The sequence below is a fragment of the Pseudomonas sp. BP8 genome (assembly GCF_017875955.1).
GTDB lineage: Bacteria > Pseudomonadota > Gammaproteobacteria > Pseudomonadales > Pseudomonadaceae > Aquipseudomonas.
In genome coordinates, this window is record NZ_JAGINK010000001.1 from 938,931 (window position 1) to 961,641 (window position 22,711).

At 62.8% G+C, this 22,711-nt stretch carries 18 protein-coding genes and 1 pseudogene; 16 read left to right on the forward strand and 3 right to left on the reverse strand.

The window, feature by feature from the left end; genetic code table 11:
- The first annotated feature begins 91 nt into the window (after positions 1 to 91).
- Together typA and ltrA are read left to right on the forward strand one after the other, a co-directional pair.
- Positions 92 to 1,912, forward strand: coding sequence for a translational GTPase TypA (gene typA / locus J3B00_RS04145; protein ID WP_209864302.1), 1,821 nt, complete (start codon positions 92 to 94; stop codon positions 1,910 to 1,912).
- 553 nt (positions 1,913 to 2,465) lie between these two features.
- Positions 2,466 to 3,833: a group II intron reverse transcriptase/maturase gene (gene ltrA / locus J3B00_RS04150; protein WP_209864306.1), complete on the forward strand. Its 1,368-nt coding sequence runs from the start codon at positions 2,466 to 2,468 to the stop codon at positions 3,831 to 3,833.
- A 738-nt stretch (positions 3,834 to 4,571) separates the two neighbouring features.
- On the opposite strand, the gene J3B00_RS04155 is transcribed toward ltrA, so the two are convergent.
- The gene (locus J3B00_RS04155) at positions 4,572 to 4,976 is read right to left on the reverse strand and encodes a YkgJ family cysteine cluster protein (RefSeq protein ID WP_209864310.1); all 405 of its coding nucleotides are present in this window, start codon (positions 4,974 to 4,976) and stop codon (positions 4,572 to 4,574) included.
- A gap of 186 nt (positions 4,977 to 5,162) precedes the next feature.
- On the opposite strand from J3B00_RS04155, the gene J3B00_RS04160 reads away from it, so the two are divergent.
- From J3B00_RS04160 to J3B00_RS04170, 3 genes are all read left to right on the forward strand, one after another.
- On the forward strand, positions 5,163 to 7,613 hold the full coding sequence (locus J3B00_RS04160; RefSeq protein WP_209864313.1) for a glycogen/starch/alpha-glucan phosphorylase: 2,451 nt from the start codon (positions 5,163 to 5,165) through the stop codon (positions 7,611 to 7,613).
- A 169-nt stretch (positions 7,614 to 7,782) separates the two neighbouring features.
- Complete coding sequence (locus J3B00_RS04165; protein ID WP_209864316.1) at positions 7,783 to 8,793, forward strand: class 1 fructose-bisphosphatase; 1,011 nt, start codon at positions 7,783 to 7,785, stop codon at positions 8,791 to 8,793.
- Positions 8,794 to 8,796: 3 nt separating this feature from the next.
- The gene (locus J3B00_RS04170) at positions 8,797 to 9,393 is read left to right on the forward strand and encodes a DUF924 family protein (RefSeq protein ID WP_209864320.1); all 597 of its coding nucleotides are present in this window, start codon (positions 8,797 to 8,799) and stop codon (positions 9,391 to 9,393) included.
- A 116-nt stretch (positions 9,394 to 9,509) separates the two neighbouring features.
- Here J3B00_RS04170 and J3B00_RS04175 read toward each other — a convergent pair.
- Positions 9,510 to 10,010: pseudogene (locus tag J3B00_RS04175) on the reverse strand (methyl-accepting chemotaxis protein); the annotation flags it as partial.
- Between the two features lie 266 nt (positions 10,011 to 10,276).
- Here J3B00_RS04175 and bamE point away from each other — a divergent pair.
- Together bamE and J3B00_RS04185 are read left to right on the forward strand one after the other, a co-directional pair.
- Positions 10,277 to 10,531 (forward strand): outer membrane protein assembly factor BamE, encoded by a 255-nt coding sequence (bamE, locus tag J3B00_RS04180; protein WP_209864323.1) that lies wholly within the window; start codon positions 10,277 to 10,279, stop codon positions 10,529 to 10,531.
- Positions 10,528 to 11,100, forward strand: a complete 573-nt coding sequence (locus tag J3B00_RS04185; protein ID WP_209864327.1) for a lipocalin family protein — start codon at positions 10,528 to 10,530, stop codon at positions 11,098 to 11,100. The genes bamE and J3B00_RS04185 overlap by 4 nt, the downstream gene beginning before the upstream one ends.
- 101 nt (positions 11,101 to 11,201) lie before the next feature.
- On the opposite strand, the gene J3B00_RS04190 is transcribed toward J3B00_RS04185, so the two are convergent.
- A complete protein-coding gene (locus J3B00_RS04190) occupies positions 11,202 to 12,566 on the reverse strand; it encodes a formimidoylglutamate deiminase (protein WP_209864331.1) in 1,365 nt (454 codons plus the stop codon).
- 145 nt (positions 12,567 to 12,711) lie between these two features.
- Between J3B00_RS04190 and hutC the strand changes: the two genes are divergently transcribed.
- From hutC to dtd, 9 genes are all read left to right on the forward strand, one after another.
- Positions 12,712 to 13,422 carry a histidine utilization repressor gene (gene hutC / locus J3B00_RS04195; RefSeq protein WP_209874584.1) on the forward strand — a complete coding sequence of 237 codons (711 nt, stop codon included), beginning with the start codon at positions 12,712 to 12,714 and terminating at the stop codon, positions 13,420 to 13,422.
- Positions 13,419 to 13,991, forward strand: coding sequence for a HutD family protein (locus tag J3B00_RS04200; RefSeq protein ID WP_209864337.1), 573 nt, complete (start codon positions 13,419 to 13,421; stop codon positions 13,989 to 13,991). The genes hutC and J3B00_RS04200 overlap by 4 nt, the downstream gene beginning before the upstream one ends.
- A gap of 232 nt (positions 13,992 to 14,223) precedes the next feature.
- Positions 14,224 to 15,897 (forward strand): urocanate hydratase, encoded by a 1,674-nt coding sequence (gene hutU, locus J3B00_RS04205; protein ID WP_209864343.1) that lies wholly within the window; start codon positions 14,224 to 14,226, stop codon positions 15,895 to 15,897.
- 74 nt (positions 15,898 to 15,971) lie between these two features.
- A complete protein-coding gene (hutH, locus tag J3B00_RS04210) occupies positions 15,972 to 17,504 on the forward strand; it encodes a histidine ammonia-lyase (RefSeq protein ID WP_209864347.1) in 1,533 nt (510 codons plus the stop codon).
- A gap of 143 nt (positions 17,505 to 17,647) precedes the next feature.
- Complete coding sequence (locus J3B00_RS04215; protein WP_209864351.1) at positions 17,648 to 19,054, forward strand: amino acid permease; 1,407 nt, start codon at positions 17,648 to 17,650, stop codon at positions 19,052 to 19,054.
- A gap of 15 nt (positions 19,055 to 19,069) precedes the next feature.
- A complete protein-coding gene (gene hutI / locus J3B00_RS04220; RefSeq protein WP_209864354.1) occupies positions 19,070 to 20,275 on the forward strand; it encodes an imidazolonepropionase in 1,206 nt (401 codons plus the stop codon).
- 10 nt (positions 20,276 to 20,285) lie between these two features.
- Complete coding sequence (gene hutG, locus J3B00_RS04225; protein WP_209864357.1) at positions 20,286 to 21,089, forward strand: N-formylglutamate deformylase; 804 nt, start codon at positions 20,286 to 20,288, stop codon at positions 21,087 to 21,089.
- Positions 21,090 to 21,217: 128 nt separating this feature from the next.
- The gene (gene pip / locus J3B00_RS04230) at positions 21,218 to 22,189 is read left to right on the forward strand and encodes a prolyl aminopeptidase (protein ID WP_209864361.1); all 972 of its coding nucleotides are present in this window, start codon (positions 21,218 to 21,220) and stop codon (positions 22,187 to 22,189) included.
- The gene (gene dtd / locus J3B00_RS04235; RefSeq protein ID WP_209864373.1) at positions 22,186 to 22,623 is read left to right on the forward strand and encodes a D-aminoacyl-tRNA deacylase; all 438 of its coding nucleotides are present in this window, start codon (positions 22,186 to 22,188) and stop codon (positions 22,621 to 22,623) included. The genes pip and dtd overlap by 4 nt, the downstream gene beginning before the upstream one ends.
- The last annotated feature ends 88 nt before the right edge of the window (positions 22,624 to 22,711 follow it).

Sequence of the window (22,711 nt, forward strand, 5' to 3'; positions counted from 1 at the left end):
CCCTCCCGACCAATGGGCCCGCTGAGCCTTTTACCTTCATATTGGCCGCCTAGACTGGGCGGCAACCGAATCCTCTGATCGAGATACATTTGTGATCGAAAATCTGCGTAACATCGCCATCATCGCCCACGTTGACCATGGTAAAACCACCCTGGTCGACAAACTCCTGCGTCAATCCGGCACCCTCGAGCGTAACGAGCTCAACGACGAGCGTGTAATGGACTCGAACGACCAGGAAAAAGAGCGCGGCATTACCATTCTGGCGAAAAACACCGCCATCAACTGGAATGGCTACCACATCAACATCGTCGACACCCCCGGCCACGCCGACTTCGGTGGCGAAGTTGAACGTGTAATGTCGATGGTTGACTCGGTGCTGCTGCTGGTCGACGCCCAGGACGGCCCGATGCCGCAAACCCGCTTCGTGACCAAGAAGGCTTTCGAAGCTGGCCTGAAGCCGATCGTCGTGATCAACAAGGTTGACCGTCCGGGCGCGCGTCCTGACTGGGTTCTGGACCAGATCTTCGACCTGTTCGACAACCTCGGCGCCACCGACGAGCAGCTGGACTTCAAAGTCGTCTACGCCTCGGCCCTGAACGGCATTGCCGGTCTGGACCACGCTGAAATGGCTGAAGACATGACCCCGCTGTACCAGTCGATCGTCGACAACGTTCCAGCACCTGCTGTTGACCGTGACGGTCCGTTCCAGATGCAGATCTCCGCTCTGGACTACAACAGCTTCCTCGGTGTTATCGGCGTTGGCCGTATCGCCCGTGGTCGCGTCAAGCCGAACACCCCGGTTGTTGCCATCGACGTCGACGGCAAGAAGCGTAACGGCCGTATCCTCAAGCTGATGGGTCACCACGGTCTGCACCGCGTTGACGTCGAAGAAGCCCAGGCTGGCGACATCGTCTGCATCAGCGGCTTCGAAGAGCTGTTCATCTCCGACACCCTGTGCTCCCCGGACGCAGTTGAGGCGATGAAGCCACTGACCGTCGACGAGCCGACCGTTTCCATGACCTTCCAGGTCAACGATTCGCCGTTCTGCGGTAAAGAAGGCAAGTTCGTGACTTCCCGTAACATCAAGGAACGTCTGGACAAAGAGCTGCTGTACAACGTTGCACTGCGCGTTGAAGAAGGCGACTCGGCTGACAAGTTCAAGGTTTCCGGCCGTGGTGAACTGCACCTGTCGGTTTTGATCGAAACCATGCGTCGCGAAGGCTTCGAGATGGCTGTAGGCCGTCCTGAAGTGATCATCCGCGAAGTTGGCGGCGTGAAGCAGGAACCGTTCGAGAACGTCACCATCGACATCCCTGAAGATTCGCAGGGCAAGGTCATGGAAGAAATGGGTCTGCGTAAAGGCGACCTGACCAACATGGTGCCGGATGGCAAGGGCCGTGTTCGTCTGGAATACAACATTCCAGCCCGTGGTCTGATCGGTTTCCGTAACCAGTTCCTGACCCTGACCAACGGTGCAGGCATCCTGACCTCGATCTTCGATCGCTACGACACCATGAAGTCCGGCCACATGTCCGGCCGTCAGAACGGTGTACTGGTTTCGGTCGAGACCGGCAAGGCCCTGACCTACTCGCTGGAAACCCTGCAGGCGCGCGGCAAGCTGTTCGTCGAGCACGGCCAGGAGATCTACAACGGTCAGCTGGTTGGTCTGAACAGCCGCGACAACGATCTGGGCGTCAACCCAACCAAAGGCAAGAAGCTCGACAACATGCGTGCTTCGGGCAAAGACGAAACCATCGCGCTGGTTCCGCCTGTTCGCTTCACTCTGGAACAGGCCCTGGAATTCATCCAGGACGACGAGCTGTGCGAAGTCACGCCTAAGTCGATCCGTCTGCGCAAGAAGATCCTGGACGAAGGCGAGCGTACCCGCGCTGCCAAGAAATCCAAGAACTGAGTTAGCTCAGGCTGAATGAGAAACGCCCCTGGTCGCGAGACCGGGGGCGTTTTTTTTGGGGTTGTTTCCGGATCGCCGGGGGATGGTTTGGGTTGGGCTTGGGCTTGTGGGCTGTGGGTTTATCCATTTGATGGGGTGGCGCTGCTGGCCCCTTCCGCCCTTACGGCGGGTCACTTGTGCGCCCGGCATGGGCGCCATCCTGGAGGTGCAAGTCCTCCCGCGAGCTGGCCACAGCGAGCGAAGCGAAGCGCAACTGCAGAAGGGCGACCGACTGTGGGGAGGAAGCGTGGAGCATAAACCTTGAGCCGAGGTACACGAATCGCATCTGAGGCGTATTCGGTCAGGGCGAGCAGCCAAGTGCCTGCGAAGCTCTTGTGGCCTAAAGGCCGGATACGTAAATGCGGCGGTTGTGAGGTGAAGGATGGCGTTCTTACCCGGGGAGATCTCGCCTTGTGTCCGAAAGGACGACGGTGTGAGCCGGAGCGAGAAGTCAGCAGAGGTCGTAGTAGCTGTTTAACAGCGAAGGGCCGAACGAGAAGGAAAGTGGTTTGACATGAAGATACAGCCGGCCGTGCAACAGATGCCTGGTAACTCGGGGCGGGAGTCGACGAAGAGGGGTGAATCCCTGGCGCGCGGCTCCAGCGTTGAAGCTGGCTGTCCGCGACATGATCCAAACCCCACAGATGGAGGGCTGCTGCAAGCAGCCCTGACCAGAGAAAATCTATTGCTTGCACTCAAGCGGGTGCGTTCGAACAAAGGTGTTGCAGGTGTAGACGGTCTCACGATCGACGAAACCGTAGAGCACCTGAAAACGGCGTGGCCGCTGATCCGTCGGCAACTGCTGGCGGGTGAATACCGGCCAGCGCCGGTGCGTAGGGTATTGATCCCAAAGCCGGGCGGTGGCGAGCGTAAGCTCGGTATACCGACGGTCACGGACAGGGTCATCCAGCAGGCGCTGCTGCAGGTCCTCCAGCCTTTGCTGGATCCTGGTTTCAGTGAGCACAGCTATGGTTTTCGCCCCGGTCGCAACGCGCACCAAGCTGTTTTGGCCGCGCAGCAACACATCCATTCGGGGTGTGGAATCGTGGTGGACGTGGACCTTGAGCAGTTTTTCGACTGCGTCCAGCATGACTTGCTGATCGCCCGGCTGAGCAGGACGGTGACTGATCGTGGCGTACTGCGCCTGATCCGTGCCTACCTGAACTGCGGGACGCTGATCGGCCAGGACATAGTGGTGGACCGACAGGGGACGCCGCAAGGCGGTCCGCTTTCACCCCTGTTGGCGAACGTGGTGCTGGATGAGGTGGACAAGGAGCTGGAGCGACGGGGTCATCGCTTCGTCAGGTATGCGGATGATGCCAACGTTTACGTTCGAAGCCCCAAAGCCGGCTTGCGGGTGATGGCACTGCTCCGACGCCTTTACGGTCGTCTTGGGCTGCGGGTGAACGAAGGCAAAAGCGCGGTTGGCAGTGCGTTTGGTCGAAAGTTTCTGGGGTACGGCTTCTGGCTGTCAGCGCAAGGCAAGATCAGACGCTGGGCAACAACCAAGGCGTTACAGACCTTCAAACAACGGATCCGGGGGTTGACCAAACGTAATGGTGGTCGAAGTCTGGAGCAGGTGATTGAGGGGTTGAGACCTTACCTACTGGGCTGGAAAGCGTACTTCGGCTTGTCGCAAACCACCGCGATGTGGAGGCGTTTGGACGGGTGGATACGACGAAGGCTCAGGGCGATCCAGCTCAAGCAATGGAGAACCGGCAGAACGATCTATCGTGAAGTGCGCAAGATGGGCGCCAGCCCCAAGTTGGCTGCACAGACTGCGGCGCAGAGCCATAGGGTATGGCATAACAGTGCCGGCCTGATTCATGGCGTACTGACGGTTGCCTGGTTTGACCGGATGGGGTTACCCCGCCTGATCTGATCTGGAGTTCTCGAACCGCCCGGTGCGGACCCGCATGCCGGGTGGTGTGGCAGGGGCGCGGCTAGAGGGCTGCCCCCTATGCCGATTTTTTCTTGGAAAAAAGTAACCAAAAACCGCTTGCTCCTGCATCCGGCCCCTACGCTGCGCTACGGGGTTCCCTCGCTCCGGTCTTGCTCCGGGAGGACCGCGCTGTACGGCCCATCCTGGGCCTCAGCGCTTTCCGGCCATCCATGGCCTCCACCTCCCTGCGCAAGACCTCCACTCGGCCTCCTGAAGTCGCTGGTAGATCAAGAGCAAGATCAAGATCAACAGCCAGGGCAACGGCTGGCGAATCGCTGCGCTCTCGCTTTGTTTGTTTACGAGCGGATTTGTGGGGTGGCTGGCAGGGCTGCGCCCTGCGATTTGCATTGGCAGTACCGGCCTCTTCGCGGGGCAAGCCCGCTCCTACAGGTATTGCGCAAACTTTGAATTCGGCGCAAATCCTGTAGGAGCGGGCTTGCCCCGCGAAGAGGCCCGAATAACCACCACCCATGCCACTATCAAAAACAACGCCAACCCAGACGCCGCCCGTAACTTCGTGACTTCAGGAGGGCCGTATGATGGAGCAGGCGGTTTTTGGTGACTTTTTTCCAAGAAAAAAGTAACCCGCCGTAAGGGCGGAAGGGGCCAGTGGGGCCACCACATCGAATGGATAAGCCCACAACTCCAAAGCCAAGCCGACAATGGCTAACAATTAACTCAGCGCGTAGCCGCCTTAGGCTTGTACGCGCAATACCCCGGTCGCGGCCCGACCTTGGGGTGGTTACGACAGGTATCCGGGCGCTTCTCATAAATGGTGCACAGGCGGCTCTTGCGATCCAGGTACAGGCAATCGTCGTTGCTCATCCGGGTCAGGGTGAAGATCCCCGACTTCTGGTTGAAGCGCTCGATGATGCCGTCCTTCTGCAGGCGCTTGGCAACATTCTTCGGCGGCTCGTCTTTTTCGAAGTCATCAACCACGCCAATGCGGATGAGGTCTTTGATCTTCACTTCGACGGGCAGCGTGCAGCAGGTTGAATGACAGCCCCCGCACATATGGCTGGCATAGCGTTGCCAGGTGTCCAGGCGGTCGACTTCGGCCGCGGCAATCAGGGTCGGTTTCATAATTATGGGGGGTAGATCACGGTCTTGGGGCGCGCGATGATACCGGAGTTGCTCAATTTGTGAACAACCTTTTGCCCGATTCTGCATCTGGGCATGAAAACTGCGAACAGGAACTGTCAGTCCCTGTCGAAGGGTCTAGTCTGAACAATCTCCCTCTGCTTTCGTCAACTTGCTCGAGGATGCCGCATGTCCCAGGAACCCAAAGCACGTGACGCCGAGGTGGCCGATTTTCGTGCCGCTGTATTGGCCAAGCTGACCTACGCGGTCGGCAAGGACCCGGAGCACGCCTTCGATCATGACTGGTTCGAAGCCATTGCCCTGGCCGCTCGCGACCACATGGTCGATCACTGGATGGATCACACCCGACAGGCCTATCGACGCAGCCAGAAGCGCGTCTATTACCTCTCTCTGGAATTTCTCATTGGCCGCCTGCTGTTCGACAGCCTGAGCAACCTCGGCCTGCTCGACATCGCCCGCGAAGCCTTGGATGGGCTGAACGTCGACCTTGAAAGGATCCGCCTGCTCGAGCCCGACGCGGCGCTGGGTAACGGCGGCCTCGGCCGGTTGGCGGCGTGCTTCATGGAGAGCATGTCGACCCTGGGTATCGCCGCCCACGGCTACGGCATCCGTTATGAGCACGGGTTGTTCCGCCAGGCGGTGGTCGATGGCTGGCAGCAGGAGCAGACCGAGAACTGGCTGGACTTCGGCAACCCGTGGGAGTTCGAGCGGGCCGAGGTGATCTACCCGATCAGCTTTGGCGGCAGCGTCGAAACCGTGCAGGACGCCACTGGCCAGCAACGTCAGGTCTGGTGGCCCGGCGAAACCGTGCGGGCGGTAGCCTACGACACGCCGGTGGTCGGCTGGCGCGGCGCCAGTGTCAACACCCTGCGCTTGTGGCGCGCGCGCGCCCTGGAAGAGCTGCACCTGGAGCGCTTCAATGCCGGCGATCACCTCGGCGCGGTGGCCGAAGTGGCGCGGGCAGAGAGCATCTCGCGGGTTCTGTATCCGGCCGACAGCACCGAAGCCGGGCAGGAGCTGCGCCTGCGCCAAGAGTACTTCTTTGTTTCCGCCTCGCTGCAGGATCTGCTGCGCCGTCACCTGAACATGCACAAGAGCCTGCTTAACCTGCCTGACGCAGCGGCGATTCAGCTCAATGACACCCATCCTTCGATCGCGGTGGCCGAGCTGATGCGGCTGCTGGTCGACCAGCATGAAATCCCTTGGGAAAAGGCCTGGGAGGTGACCGTCGGCACGCTGGCCTACACCAACCACACCTTGCTCCCCGAAGCCCTGGAAACCTGGCCGGTGGCCCTGATGGAGCGCATGCTGCCGCGGCACATGCAGATCATCTACCTGATCAATGCCTACCATATCGATGCCCTTCGGGCTAAGGGCCAGCACGATTTCGACGTGCTGCGCGCGGTGTCGCTGATCGAAGAAGACAACGGCCGTCGGGTGCGCATGGGCAACCTAGCGTTTCTCGGTTCGCACAGCGTCAATGGCGTCTCGGCGCTGCACAGCAAACTGATGAAGAGCACGGTGTTTGCCGAGCTGCACAAGCTCTACCCGGAGCGTATCAACAACAAGACCAACGGCATCACCTTCCGCCGCTGGCTGTACCAGGCCAACCCGCAACTGACCGGCATGCTCATCGAGGCCTTGGGCATCGAGGTGCTCGATGATTCGGAAACGCGCCTGGTCAACCTTGCGCCGTTCGCCGACAAGCCGGCGTTCCGCAAGCAGTTCGCCGCCCAGCGCCTGCACAGCAAGCGGGCCTTGGCCAGCATCATCCAGGATCGCCTGGGGGTTACGGTCAACCCTGAGGCGATGTTCGACGTGCAGGTCAAACGCATCCACGAGTACAAGCGCCAGTTGCTCAACCTGCTGCACACGGTTGCCTTGTACCAGGCGATTCGCGCCGAGCCGAGTACCGACTGGGTGCCACGGGTGAAGATCTTTGCTGGCAAGGCTGCCGCCAGCTATCACCAGGCCAAGTTGATCATCAAGCTGACCAACGATATCGCTCGGGTGGTCAACAACGATCCGACCGTGCGTGGCCTGCTCAAGGTGGTGTTCCTGCCCAACTACAACGTCAGCCTGGCCGAGAGCATCATTCCGGCGGCGGACCTCTCCGAGCAGATCTCCACGGCAGGCTACGAGGCTTCCGGGACCAGCAACATGAAGTTCGGCCTCAATGGCGCGCTGACCATCGGTACTCTCGATGGCGCCAACGTCGAGATGTGCGAACAGGTCGGTGCCGAGAACATGTTCATCTTCGGCCTGACCGCGCAGCAGGTGGAAGCGCGCAAGCGGGCCGGCGACTTTGGTGCAAATGTGGCGATTGCCGACTCGCGCCGCCTGCGGGATGTGCTCGAGGCGATTCGCGGCGGGGTGTTCTCGCCGGATGATCCGTCGCGCTATGTGCAACTGGTCGATTCGCTGGTCGACCATGACCGCTTCCTGTTGTGCGCCGACTTCGACGCCTACTGGGATGCCCAGCGCCGGGTCGAGGCACTCTGGCACACGCCGCAGGAATGGTGGCGTGTGGCTGTGCTCAACACCGCGCGAATGGGCTGGTTCTCGTCGGACCGGACCATTCGTGAATATGCCACCGACATCTGGAAGGCGCTGGATTAGCGCCAGTGGGGCGCATCGCGCCCCCAATCGATGGCCGGCCGTGCGTCCAATGAACTCACCCCCCATTCCACCGTCTGATCCGCCATGCCAACCGCATTCGCTCGCTAGGCCGCACCAGTCCCTGTAAACTGCGGGGGTTTTTCTCCCTCTATCCTTTTCGGAGCCATACATGTCCCGCGTTACCCTGAGTCGCTATCTGATTGAGCAGACCCGCAGCAACAATACCCCTGCCGATCTGCGCTTCCTGATCGAAGTGGTGGCGCGTGCGTGCAAGGAGATCAGCCACAACGTGTCCAAGGGCGCCCTGGGCGGTGTGCTGGGCAGCATGGGCACTGAAAACGTGCAGGGCGAGGTGCAGAAGAAACTCGACGTGATCTCCAACGAGATCCTGCTCGAAGCCAACGAATGGGGCGGCCACCTGGCCGGCATGGCGTCCGAAGAAATGGACAATGCCTACCAGATCCCAGGCAAGTACCCGAAAGGCGCCTACCTGCTGGTATTCGACCCGCTCGACGGCTCTTCGAACATCGACGTCAACGTCTCGGTCGGTACCATCTTCTCGGTCCTGCGTTGCCCGAACGAGTACCTGAGCCAGAACGAAACCCTCAACGAAAACGCCTTCCTCCAGCCAGGCACCGAGCAGGTTGCCGCCGGTTATGCGATCTACGGCCCGCAAACCATGCTGATCCTGACCCTGGGCAATGGCGTCAAGGGCTTCACCCTGGACCGTGAACTGGGCAGCTTCGTCCTGACCCACGAAAACATCCAGGTGCCGGAAACCACCGCCGAGTTCGCCATCAACATGTCCAACCAGCGCCACTGGGAAGCCCCGGTACAGCGTTACGTGGGCGAGCTGCTGGCGGGTGAGACCGGTCCGCTGAAAAAGAACTACAACATGCGTTGGATCGCCTCGATGGTGGCCGACGTACACCGCATCCTGACCCGTGGCGGCCTGTTCATGTACCCGCGCGATTCTCGCGAGCCGAGCAAGCCGGGCAAACTGCGCCTGATGTACGAAGCCAACCCGATGTCGTTCATCATCGAGCAGGCTGGCGGCGCCTCCACCAACGGTTACCAGCGCATCCTCGACATCCAGCCAGACAGCCTGCACCAGCGCGTGTCGGTGATTCTCGGCTCGAAGGAAGAGGTGGAGCGCGTCACCGCGTACCACAAGGAGTAAGTCATGCTCGCACCTTGGCAGCCTTTGCTGGAGTGGTGGTTCGGCCCGGGCAAGAGCCCGCAGGCCGTGGCTGACGAGAAGAGCACGCTGTGGTTTGGCAAGCATCATGACGACGAGGCGCGCGAGCGCTTCGGCGATCTGTGCGCGCAGGCCCTGGCGGGCGGTCTCGATGAGTGGCAACAGAGCCCGCAGGGCTGGCTTGGCCTGATCCTGTTGCTTGACCAGTTGCCACGCATGATCCATCGCGACACGCCCTTGTCGTTCGAGGGTGACCGGCGCGCACAAGTCGTCGCGATGCAGGGTTTGCAGAAAGACTGGGACTACCAGCTGCTGCCGATCCAGCGCGTGTTCGTGCTGCTGGTGCTGGAGCATGCCGAGGTGCTGGACTGGCAGAACCTGAGCGTCGAGCGTTATCAGATGTTGCTCGATGAACAGCCGGAGGCGAGTCGCCGCTTGTTCGAAGGCTTCCTCGATTATGCCGAACAGCACCAGCGGGTGATTGCCCGGTTCGGCCGTTTCCCGCATCGCAACTTGATGCTGGGTCGGCCGAGTACCAGCGAAGAGATGGATTTCCTGCTCGAGCCTGGCTCCAGGTTCTGATTGCTGGAGTGGCGGTGCCGGCCTCTTCGCGGGGCAAGCCCGCTCCTGCAGGTGATGCAGCGCTGCGCAACCTGTAGGAGCGGGCTTGCCCCGCGAAGAGGCCGGCCCTGTAACCATCAGATCCTGAAGCTGCCCACCAGCTGCTTCAAGCGATCGACCTGCTGCGACAGGTCATTGCAGGCACGCAAGGTGCTCTGCAGGTTGTGCACGCCCTGCTGATTCAGCGTATTGATCTCGGTGATGTCGACATTGATCGACTCGACCACGGCCGTCTGTTCTTCGGTGGCGGTGGCCACCGACTGGTTCATGCCGTCGATCTCGCCGATTCGCTGGGTCACGCTGCCCAGCCGCTCGCCGGCCTGGTTGGCGATGCCAACGCTCTGCTCACTCTGCTGCTGGCTCTGGTTCATGGTGCTCACCGCCATTTGCGCACCAGCCTGCAGCTCTTCGATCAGGCGCTGCACCTGCTGCGCCGACTCCTGCGTGCGATGGGCGAGGTTGCGCACCTCGTCGGCCACCACGGCAAAACCGCGCCCGGCCTCACCGGCACGTGCCGCTTCGATCGCGGCATTGAGCGCGAGCAGGTTGATGCCGCTGCTCAGCTCGAGAATCTGGCCAGCAGGATCTTGTGGCTGAACTTGAGGTTGTTGGTCATTGAAGAGTCTGCGCGAAGCACGTCGAAGGGGAGGTGGCGGCAAGCAGCCGCACTGCTGGCAACTGTGTCGACGTGCGCGGGTAAAACATTAATCGGTTAACCCCAGGCGACCAATGGCATGGCCTGAACGCATTGTCTGCACGCGGGGCACGGAACCGAGGAGGCTTTTCGCCTTCTAAGGTCTCCGCAGGCCTCTCGCCTGATGCCCATCTCCAGGAGTGTCCCGTCATGTCGTTGCGTTCCCTCGCCCTGTTGTCCTTGTGCGTGTTTCTGACCGCTTGCAGCAAGATCAACCAGGAAAACTATTCCAAGCTCAAGGCCGGTATGAACAAGGCCGAGGTCGAGCAACTGCTCGGCACGCCGACCGAGTGCTCCGGCGCGTTGGGCATGAGCAGCTGTACCTGGGGCGACGAGAAGAGCTTTATCAGCGTGCAGTACGCCGCAGAGAAGGTGCTGATGTACTCCGGGCAGGGCCTCAAATGAGGCATCTGAGTTTACTGGTGGGGTTGTGCCTGGCGCTCGTGTTGAGCGGCTGTGCTACGAGCGGCAGCGACGCATTGGCGCCCAATACCGCTGGCCCGGTGAACCTCAAGCGCTACCAGGGCAAGTGGTACGAGCTGGCGCGCCTGCCAATGTACTTCCAGCGCGACTGCGCGCAGTCCGAGGCGCATTACAACGCCAAGCCGGACGGTACCCTTGGCGTGCTCAATCGCTGTCGCATGCTTGACGGTGAGTGGATTCGCGCCGAAGGCAGCGCCCGGCCGCAAGAGGTGGGGCATACCGACAAGCTGTGGGTCGAGTTCGACAACTGGTTCACGCGCCTGGCGCCGGGCGTGGCCAAAGGTGAGTACTGGGTGCTCTATGTCGACTCGCGCTACCGCACGGCGCTTGTCGGCAGCCCTGATCGCAAATACCTGTGGATACTCTCGCGCACGCCGTCGCTGCCGGCCTGGGAGCGTGAGAATCTGCTGGCCAAGGCGCGTCAGCAGGGCTATGACACCAATCGGCTGATCTGGCGGGTTTCTGATCGGGATATCGCTGCCCGGCATTGAGGTTGCTATCGCGGGGCAAGCCCTCTCCCACGCAACGTCCTGGTTCGACAGGTTGCGTGGGAGCGGGCTTGCCCCGCGATGACGTTGCATCAGCCAGCCGATCAATCCAGCAATTGGCGCACTACCTCAATGAACGCCCGGCCACTGTCATCTTCTTGCGCATGCCGCCCATGGCGCACCACCCACTGCCCATTGACCATCACATCACGCACCTGGCGGTCGCCTCCGGCAAACAGCCAGCGATTGAGAACGGCGTCATCTTCAGCCGTCGCGATGTACGGATCCTGTCCGTCCAGCACCAGCCAGTCGGCCCGTTTGCCCACCGCCAGTTCGCCCACCGCCTGCCCCAGCGCCTGCGCGCCGCCGGCGAGCGCCGCGTCATACAGGGTTCTGCCCACCATCGGCTGGTCACCTCGGTATAACCGGTTGCGCCGCTGATCGCGCAGGCGCTGGCCATATTCCAGCCAACGCAGCTCTTCGACCACGCTCAACGACACATGGCTGTCCGAACCAATCCCCATGCGCCCGCCCTGCGCCAGGTAGTCCACCGCCGGGAAGATGCCATCGCCCAGGTTGGCCTCGGTCGTCAGGCATAGCCCGGCCACGGCACCACTGCGCGCCATCGCGCTGACTTCATCGGGGTGCGCGTGGGTGGCGTGCACCAGGCACCAGCGCGAATCGACTTCGACGTGCTCGTACAACCACTGCAGCGGGCGTCGACCGCTCCAGGCCAGGCAATCGTCGACCTCCTTCTGCTGCTCGGCGATATGGATATGCACCGGGCAGTCCTGGTCGGCGTTCGCCAGCACCTCGGCGATCTGCGTCGGAGTGACCGCGCGCAAGGAGTGGAAGCACAGCCCCAGACGTTGCGCCGGCTGCTTGCTCAGCACCGGCTTGAGCTGCTGCTGCAGGCGCAGGTACTGCTCGCTGGAATTGATGAAGCGCCGTTGGCCGTCGTTGGGCGCCAGGCCGCCAAAACCGGCGTGGCTATACAGCACGGGCAGCAGCGTCAGGCCAATCCCGGCACTCGCCGCCGCGGCGCTGATGCGCAGGGACAGTTCGCCCGGATCGGCATAGGCCTGGCCCTCGCGGTCGTGGTGCACATAATGGAATTCGGCCACCGAGGTATAACCGGCCTTGAGCATCTCGATATACAGCTGACGGGCGATGACCTGCAGCTGTTCTGGGCTGATCCGGCCGACCAGCCGGTACATCAGGTCGCGCCAGGTCCAGAAACTGTCGTTGGGGTTGCCGGCCACCTCGGCCAGTCCCGCCATGGCCCGTTGAAACGCGTGCGAATGCAGGTTAGGCATGCCCGGCAGCAGCGGGCCGGCCAGGCGCTCGGCGCCGTCGGCCGAAGCATCGGCCTGGATGCTCGACAGTCGACCAAGGGCGTCGACTTCGAGGCGGACGTTGCGCGCCCAGCCGCTGGACAGCAGTGCGCGCTCGGCGAAAAAGACGGACATGTGGGGGATTTCCTGTTCTTGTTAGCTTGTATATACATATACAGGCGTTTGCCTGCCCGGTAAACTCCGGCAAGCTACCGCTCATTCAAACCGTACAAGGACCAAAGCCGTGCCGACACCTCCTGTCTCCGCGCTGGTTGCCCCGATGGGCGAAGGGCCGGCGCCGCTCTACGCCCGGGTCAAGCAGATGATCATCCAGCAGATCGAAAACGGCAGCTGGCCGCCGCATCATCGCGTGCCGTCCGAGAGCGAACTGGTCAGCCAGCTGGGCTTCAGCCGCATGACCATCAACCGTGCGCTGCGTGAATTGACCGCCGATGGCTTGCTGGTGCGCATGCAGGGCGTGGGCACCTTTGTCGCCGAACCGAAGAGCCGCTCGGCGCTGTTCGAGGTCAATAACATTGCCGACGAGATCGCCAGCCGTGGCCACCAGCATAGCTGCCAGGTGATGGTGCTCGCCGAAGAGGCCGCGGGCTCCGAGCGCGCGCTGGCGCTGGACATGCGCGAGGGCCAGCGGGTGTTCCACTCGCTGATCGTGCATTACGAGAACGGCGTGCCGGTGCAGATCGAAGACCGCTACGTCAACGCCGCGATTGCCCCGGATTACCTGCAGCAGGACTTCACCCGGCAGACGCCTTACGCCTACCTGTCCCAGGTCGCCCCGTTGACCGAGGGCGAGCACGTGGTCGAGGCGATTCTCGCCGAACCTGAAGAGTGCCGCCTGTTGCAGATCGAGCGCGGCGAGCCGTGCCTGCTGATCCGCCGTCGGACCTGGTCCGGCCGCCAGCCGGTGACGGCCGCGCGGTTGATTCATCCCGGTTCCCGTCATCGCCTGGAAGGACGCTTCAGCAAATGAGCCAGTTGCAGGTGTTGCGTGCCAAGGATTATCCGCGCATGCCGTGGAAGAACGGCGGCGGGTTTACCGAAGAGATCACCCGCGATGCCGGCGATGGGCTGGAAGGCTTCGGCTGGCGCCTGTCGATTGCCGATATCGACGAGTCTGGCGGGTTTTCCAGTTTTGCCGGTTATCAGCGGATTATCAGTGTGCTGCAGGGCGATGGCATGCGTTTGCTGGTCGACGGCCAGCTCAGCCGGCCGCTGCTGGCGTTCGATGGGTTCGCCTTTGCGGGTGAGAGCCAGGTCAGTTGCAAGCTGCTGGGCGGATCGATTCGGGATTTCAATCTGATCTATGCACCGCAGCGGTATCGGGCGCGGTTGCAGTGGCTGGATGGCAGCAGTCGGCTGTTCAGCTCGGCGTCGACGGTGTTGGTGTTTGCTGCGGGTAAGCATGTTGAGGTGGCGGTGAGCGGGCATGAGCCGCAGAGCCTAGGGTTGTACGACTGCTTGCAGGTGCAGGGCAATGACGGTTTGCTCGGGCTGGAGGTGCACGGGCGGTTCTGTCTGGTTGAGCTGACTGCGCGCTGAGATTCAAGCATTTGGGGCCGCTACGCGTCCCATCGCGGGACAAGCCCGCTCCTACAAGGGTCAACGCCATCCTGTAGGAGCGGGCTTGCCCCGCGATGGGGCGCTTAGCGGCCCCGGCAGTTCCAGCACAGGTACAATTATTTCGGTTGTCCATGCTTGTACATACAAGTAAAGGTGTGTTTGTATATTGCCCATCGACACACCGCCGTCGGATGACCGCAGAGGACCTCCCGTGACTGACTACAACAAATACCGTGACGTAGAAATCCGCGCCCCACGTGGCAACACGCTGACCGCCAAGAGCTGGCTGACCGAAGCGCCACTGCGCATGCTGATGAACAACCTCGACCCGCAGGTCGCCGAGAACCCCAAGGAACTGGTGGTCTACGGTGGCATCGGCCGCGCGGCGCGCAACTGGGAGTGCTACGACAAGATCGTCGAAACCCTGACCCGCCTGGAAAACGACGAGACCCTGCTGGTCCAGTCGGGCAAGCCGGTCGGCGTGTTCAAGACCCACGCCAACGCCCCCCGCGTGCTGATCGCCAACTCCAACCTGGTGCCGCACTGGGCCAACTGGGAACACTTCAACGAACTGGATGCCAAGGGCCTGGCCATGTATGGCCAGATGACCGCCGGCAGCTGGATCTACATCGGCAGTCAGGGCATCGTCCAGGGCACCTATGAAACCTTCGTCGAGGCCGGCCGTCAGCACTACAACGCCGATCTCAAGGGCAAGTGGGTACTCACCGCCGGTCTCGGCGGCATGGGCGGCGCCCAGCCCCTGGCGGCAACCCTGGCCGGCGCCTGCTCGCTGAACATCGAGTGCCAGCAAAGTCGCATCGACTTCCGCCTGAGCAGCCGTTACGTCGATGAGCAGGCCAGCGACCTCGATGACGCTCTGGCGCGCATCGCCAAGTACACCCACGAGGGCAAGGCGATCTCCATCGCACTGCTGGGCAACGCCGCCGAGATTCTCCCGGAGCTGGTCAAGCGTGGCGTGCGCCCGGACATGGTCACCGACCAGACCAGCGCCCACGACCCGCTCAACGGCTACCTGCCCGCCGGCTGGACCTGGGAGCAGTACCGCGACCGTGCCCAGACCGAACCGGCCGCCGTGGTCAAGGCCGCCAAGCAGTCGATGGCCGTGCACGTGCAGGCCATGCTCGACTTCCAGAAACAAGGCGTGCCGACCTTCGACTACGGCAACAACATCCGCCAGATGGCCAAGGAAGAGGGCGTCAGCAATGCCTTCGACTTCCCAGGCTTCGTACCGGCCTACATTCGCCCGCTGTTCTGCCGCGGTATCGGCCCGTTCCGCTGGGCGGCGCTGTCGGGCGAAGCTGACGACATCTACAAGACCGACGCCAAGGTCAAGGAGTTGATCCCGGACGACGCCCACCTGCATCGCTGGCTGGACATGGCCCGTGAACGCATCAGCTTCCAGGGCCTGCCAGCGCGTATCTGCTGGGTCGGCCTGGGCCTGCGCGCCAAGCTCGGCCTGGCGTTCAACGAGATGGTGCGCAGCGGTGAGCTGTCGGCACCGATCGTGATCGGCCGCGACCACCTCGACTCCGGTTCCGTCTCCAGCCCCAACCGCGAAACCGAAGCGATGCAGGATGGCTCCGATGCCGTGTCCGACTGGCCACTGCTCAACGCCCTGCTGAACACCGCCAGCGGCGCCACCTGGGTGTCGCTGCACCACGGCGGCGGCGTTGGCATGGGCTTCTCGCAGCACTCGGGCATGGTCATCGTCTGCGATGGCACCGATGAAGCCGCCGAGCGCATTGCCCGCGTACTGACCAACGACCCAGGTACTGGCGTCATGCGCCATGCCGACGCCGGCTACTCGATCGCCGTCGACTGCGCCAAAGAGCAGGGCCTCGATCTGCCGATGATCACAGGCTGATCAGCGCTCCCTGACAACGGCGATACTGAATAACAAGAAGGGGCCTGCGGGCCCCGCGCGAATGGAGTAGCGAAGTGAACCAATTGACCCTCAAGCCCGGTACCCTGACCCTGGCCCAGCTGCGCGCGATCCATGCCGCGCCTGTGCAGCTGCGCCTGGATGACAGCGCCGGCCCGGCGATCAACGCCAGTGTTGCCTGCGTTGAACAGATCCTTGCCGAAGACCGCACCGCCTACGGCATCAATACCGGTTTCGGCCTGCTGGCCTCGACCCGCATCGCCCGCGAAGACCTGGAAAACCTCCAGCGCTCGCTGGTGTTGTCGCACGCTGCCGGCATCGGTGCGCCGCTTGACGACGCCATGGTGCGCCTGATCATGGTGCTGAAGATCAACAGCCTCAGCCGTGGCTTCTCCGGCATCCGCCGCAAAGTGATCGATGCGCTGATCACCCTGGTCAACGCCGAGGTCTATCCGCACATCCCGCTCAAAGGTTCGGTCGGGGCTTCCGGCGACCTCGCGCCACTGGCGCACATGTCGCTGGTGCTGCTCGGCGAAGGCAAGGCGCGCTATCAGGGCCAATGGGTGTCTGCCCCCGAGGCCCTGGCCATTGCCGGCCTGGAGCCGCTGACCCTGGCGGCCAAAGAGGGGCTGGCCCTGCTCAACGGTACCCAGGCTTCTACCGCCTACGCCTTGCGCGGGCTGTTCCACGCTGAAGACCTGTTTGCGGCGGCCATTACCTGTGGCGGCCTGACGGTCGAAGCGGCGCTGGGCTCGCGTTCACCGTTCGATGCACGCATTCATGAAGTGCGCGGCCAGCGTGGCCAGATCGATGCGGCCGCGTGCTACCGCGACCTGCTCGGTGAGGCGACCGAAGTGTCGCGCTCGCACCAGAACTGCGGCAAAGTCCAGGACCCGTACTCGCTGCGTTGCCAGCCACAGGTCATGGGCGCGTGCCTGACCCAGCTGCGCCAGGCGGCCGAGGTGCTGGCAGTCGAGTCCAACGCGGTTTCCGACAACCCGCTGGTGTTCGCCGCCGAGGGCGATGTGATTTCTGGCGGCAACTTCCACGCCGAGCCGGTGGCCATGGCCGCCGACAACCTGGCCCTGGCGATTGCCGAGATCGGCTCGCTGAGCGAGCGCCGTATCTCGCTGATGATGGACAAGCACATGTCGCAGTTGCCGCCATTCCTGGTGGAGAACGGCGGGGTCAACTCCGGGTTCATGATCGCTCAGGTCACCGCTGCCGCCCTGGCCAGCGAGAACAAGGCCCTGTCGCACCCGCACAGTGTCGACAGCCTGCCGACCTCGGCCAACCAGGAAGACCACGTGTCGATGGCCCCGGCTGCCGGTAAGCGCCTGTGGGAAATGGCCGAGAATACCCGTGGCGTGCTGGCGATCGAATGGCTTGGCGCCTGCCAAGGGCTGGACCTGCGCAAGGGGCTGAAAACCTCGGCCAAGCTGGAGCAGGCGCGCCGGGCTTTGCGCGAGAAAGTCGCGCATTACGAGCGTGACCGCTTCTTCTCGCCAGACATCGAGATGGCCAGTGCGCTATTGGCCGAAGGTTGCCTGACCGGGCTGTTGCCGGCGGGAGTGCTGCCTAGCCTGTGATGCCTGCGGGGGCCGCTGCGCGGGCAAGCCCGCGCCCACAGGGCTTGCGCTGAACCCTGTAGGAGCGGGCTTGCCCCGCGATGCGCTGCGCCGCAGCGCCAACCCACGCAGTTATTCGTCCATAAAAATAAAAGGGACGCAAAATGCAACAAGCTCAACCAGGTCTAAAACGCGGGCTATCGTCCCGCCACATCCGTTTCATGGCCCTCGGCTCGGCCATCGGCACCGGCCTGTTCTACGGCTCCGCCTCGGCCATCCAGATGGCCGGCCCGGCCGTGCTGCTGGCCTACCTGATCGGTGGCGCTGCCGTGTTCATGGTCATGCGCGCCCTCGGCGAGATGGCCGTGCACAACCCGGTAGCCGGCTCTTTCGGCCAGTACGCCAGTACTTACCTCGGGCCCATGGCCGGCTTTGTCCTCGGCTGGACCTACGCCTTCGAGATGATCATCGTCTGTATCGCCGACGTGACCGCCTTCGGTATCTACATGGGCTTCTGGTTCCCCGAAGTCGCCCGCTGGATCTGGGTGCTGGGCATCGTCTTCCTGATCGGCGGGCTGAACCTGTGCAACGTCAAAGTGTTCGGCGAAATGGAATTCTGGCTGTCGCTGCTCAAGGTCGGCGCCATCATCGCGATGATCGCTGCCGGCCTCGGCATCATGCTGTTCGGCCTGGGGCAGGTAGGTAACGGCTCGGCCGTCGGCGTCAGCAACCTGTTCGCGCATGGCGGCTTCATGCCCAACGGCATCGGTGGCCTGATCGCCTCTTTCGCCGTGGTCATGTTTGCCTTTGGTGGCATCGAGATCATCGGTATTACGGCTGGTGAAGCCAAGGACCCGCAGCGGGTCATTCCCAAGGCCATCAATGCGGTGCCGCTGCGCATCCTGCTGTTCTATGTGCTCACCTTGTTCGTGCTGATGAGCTTGTATCCGTGGCCGCAGATCGGCACCCAGGGCAGCCCGTTCGTGCAGATCTTCAGTAACCTGGGGATTGGCTCGGCCGCCGCCGTCCTTAATATCGTGGTGATCTCCGCCGCAGTGTCGGCGATCAACAGCGACATCTTCGGTGCCGGTCGCATGATGTACGGCCTGGCTCAGCAAGGCCATGCACCACGTGGTTTCGCCCAGTTGTCCAAGCACGGCGTGCCGTGGCTGACCGTGTTGGTGATGGGCGCGGCGTTGTTGCTCGGGGTGGTGCTCAACTACCTGATCCCGGAGAACGTGTTCCTGCTGATCGCGTCGATCGCCACCTTCGCCACCGTCTGGGTGTGGTTGATGATCCTGATCACTCAGGTGGCGATGCGCCGCCGCATGAGCCGCGAGGAAGCCGCCCAGCTGGCCTTCCCCGTGCCGTTCTGGCCGTATGGACCGGCGCTAGCGATTGCCTTCATGTTGTTCATCTTTGGCGTACTCGGGTATTTCCCGGACACCCAGGCGGCATTGATCGTCGGCGTGGTCTGGGTCGTATTCCTGGTGGCGTCCTACCTGCTCTGGTGCAAACCACGTGCAGGGCAGGGCGCGCAGGTGTGCGAACCCGCCGAGTTGCACCGCTAGTAACGGAGAGCCTATATGAGAACCCTTTGGCAGCACTGTCATGTGGCAAGCATGGCCCAGGGCAGTTACGCGATCATCGAGGACGCGGCGATCGTTACCCGTGCCGGGCTGATCGAGTGGATCGGCCCGCGCGGCGAGTTGCCCGAGTTCGCCGTGCAGCGCACGGTCGATCTCGACGGTGCCTGGGTCACACCGGGCCTGATCGACTGCCACACCCATGCGGTGTTCGGCGGTAACCGCAGCGGCGAGTTCGAGCAGCGTCTGCAGGGCGTCAGTTATGCCGAAATCGCCGCCCAGGGCGGCGGCATCGCCAGCACCGTGCGTGCAACCCGGGCGGCCAGCGAGGATGAGTTGCTGGCCAGCGCCCGTCAGCGGGTCGAGGCCTTGCTGCGTGACGGGGTCACCACGCTGGAGATCAAGTCGGGTTACGGCCTGGACCTGGCCAACGAGCGCAAGATGCTGCGCGTCGCTCGGCGCCTGGGCGAGGTGTTGCCCGTCACCGTGCGCAGCACCTGCCTGGCGGCGCATGCGCTGCCACCGGAGTATGCCGGCAGGGCGGATGACTATATCGGCCATATCTGCGACGCATTGCTACCAGCGCTGGCGGCCGAGGGGCTGGTGGATGCGGTGGACGCATTCTGCGAACACCTGGCGTTCTCCCCGGCGCAGGTCGAGCGGGTGTTTATCAAGGCCCAGGAGCTGGGCTTGCCAGTCAAGCTGCATGCCGAGCAGTTGTCGTCGCTGCACGGCTCGAGCCTGGCCGCGCGCTACCAGGCGCTGTCGGCCGATCACCTGGAGTTCATGACCGAGGAGGACGCCATCGCGATGGCGGCGGCGGGTACGGTCGCGGTCCTGCTGCCAGGGGCGTTCTACTTCCTGCGTGAAACCCAGCTGCCGCCAATGGATGCGTTGCGCCGGCATGGGGTGAAGATCGCCCTGGCCAGTGACCTCAACCCAGGCACCTCGCCGGGCCTGTCGCTGCGCCTGATGCTGAACATGGGCTGCACGCTGTTCCGGATGACCCCTGAAGAGGCGTTGGCCGGCGTCACCCAACATGCCGCGACGGCGCTCGGCATGGGCCATAGCCATGGCTCATTGGAAGCCGGCAAGGTGGCTGACTTCGTCGCCTGGCAGATCGCCCGCCCCGCCGACCTGGCCTACTGGCTCGGCGGCGACTTGCCCAAACGTGTGGTGCGCTCGGGGCGGGAAATTTCCCATTGAACGAGGCCCTATGGACAAGGTACTGAATTTCCACCAGGGCCGGCTGCCCCTGCTGATCAGCATGCCGCACGCCGGCCTCAAGCTGACGCCTGCCGTGCAGGACGGGCTGGTCGACCAGGCGCGCAGCCTGCCCGATACCGATTGGCACATTCCCCGGCTGTATCAATTCGCCGAGGGCCTGGGGGCTAGCGTGGTTTCGGCAGAGTACTCGCGCTTTGTCATCGACCTGAACCGGCCGGACGATGACCAGCCGCTGTACGCCGGTGCCACGACCGGGCTGTACCCGGCCACGCTGTTCGAGGGCGAGCCGCTGTTCAAGCCAGGGCAGGTGCCCAGTGCAGAAGAGCGGGCGGGCTACCTGGAGCAGATCTGGCGTCCGTATCACGACACGATAAAGGCCGAGCTGGCGCGCCTGCGTGCCCAGTTCGGTTATGCGCTGCTGTGGGATGCGCACTCGATTCGCTCGCACATCCCGCACCTGTTCGAGGGCAAGCTGCCGGACTTCAACCTCGGCACGTTCAATGGCGCGAGTTGTGATGCGCAGTTGGCCGAGCGCCTCAAAGCGGTGTGCAGCGAGGCCGCTGATTACAGTCACGTGCTCAATGGCCGCTTCAAAGGTGGGCACATCACCCGGCATTACGGCGGTCCGGCGCAGGATATCCACGCCGTGCAACTGGAGCTCGCGCAGAGCACCTACATGGAAGAGGTGGAGCCGTTTGCCTACCGTGAAGACCTGGCCCGGCCGACTCAAGTAGTGCTGCAACAATTGCTGGAGACCATGTTGGCATGGGGACGGGCGCGTTACCTGCGGTAGGCCAGGGCGGTGTCGCGCAGTCGGCACGTGATGCGCAATATCCCGATGAATCACTGCGACACATGCTCTGAGCGCATTTCAGGTTTATGATGCCCAACGGCAGACTAAATCCTCACACGGAGTGCGCAATGCAGACCCTGTACCCGCAGATCAAACCCTACGCCCGGCACGATCTGGCCGTGGAAGCGCCGCATGTGCTGTATGTCGATGAGAGCGGGTCGCCGGAAGGTTTGCCCGTGGTGTTCATCCACGGTGGCCCGGGTGCTGGTTGCGATGCCCAGAGCCGCTGCTACTTCGACCCCAACCTGTACCGCATCATCACCTTCGACCAGCGCGGTTGCGGGCGTTCCACGCCTCACGCAAGCCTCGAGAACAACACCACTTGGCACCTGGTCGAAGACCTGGAGCGGATCCGCGAGCACCTTGGCATCGACAAATGGGTGCTGTTCGGCGGCTCGTGGGGCTCGACCCTGGCCCTGGCCTACGCCCAGACCCATCCCGAGCGCGTGCATGGGTTGATCCTGCGCGGCATCTTCCTGTGCCGTCCGCAGGAAATTCGCTGGTTCTACCAGGAAGGCGCCAGCCGCCTGTTCCCTGACTACTGGCAGGACTACATCGCGCCGATCCCGCAGGAGGAGCGCAGCGACCTGGTCACGGCCTTCCACAAGCGCCTGACCGGCAACGACCAGATCGCCCAGATGCACGCGGCCAAGGCCTGGTCGACCTGGGAAGGCCGCACCGCGACCCTGCGCCCCAACCCGCTGGTGGTCGATCGCTTTTCCGAGCCGCAGCGCGCGCTGTCGATCGCCCGCATCGAATGCCACTATTTCACCAACAACGCCTTCCTCGAGCCGGACCAACTGATCCGTGACATGCCCAAGATCGCCCACCTGCCGGCGGTGATCGTGCATGGCCGCTATGACGTGATCTGCCCGCTGGACAACGCCTGGGAGCTGCATCAGGCCTGGCCGAACAGTGAGCTGAAAGTGATTCGTGACGCTGGTCACGCCGCGTCCGAGCCAGGCATCACCGACGCCCTGGTGCGCGCTGCCGACCAGATGGCCCGACGCCTGCTCGACCTGCCCCTGGAAGAAGCATGAGGGGCCTGCTCCAGCGGGTACGCGGTGCCCGGGTAGAGGTCGCCGGCGAAATCGTCGGCGCCGTCGACCAGGGGTTGCTGGTGCTGGTGGCGGTAGAACCTGAAGATACCCGCGAACATGCCGATAAGCTGTTGCACAAGCTGCTTAACTACCGGGTGTTCAGTGATGCTGATGGCAAGATGAACTTGTCGCTCAAGGACATCGGTGGCGGCTTGCTGCTGGTGTCGCAGTTCACCTTGGCGGCCGACACCCGCAGTGGCATGCGGCCGGGCTTCTCGACCGCTGCGCCACCTGCGCTCGGCGCAGAACTGTTCGCCTACCTGTTGCAACGGGCGCAGGGGGCACACGACAACGTGGCCAGCGGCCGTTTTGGTGCAGACATGCAGGTGCACCTGGTCAATGATGGCCCCGTAACATTTATGTTACAAATCTGAGGCGAAATATCCGCTTGTTTGCAGGAAAACAAGTGGGTTTATACGATAAATAGTTAGTACAGCCTGATGCGTTGTAACGCGGCCTGCT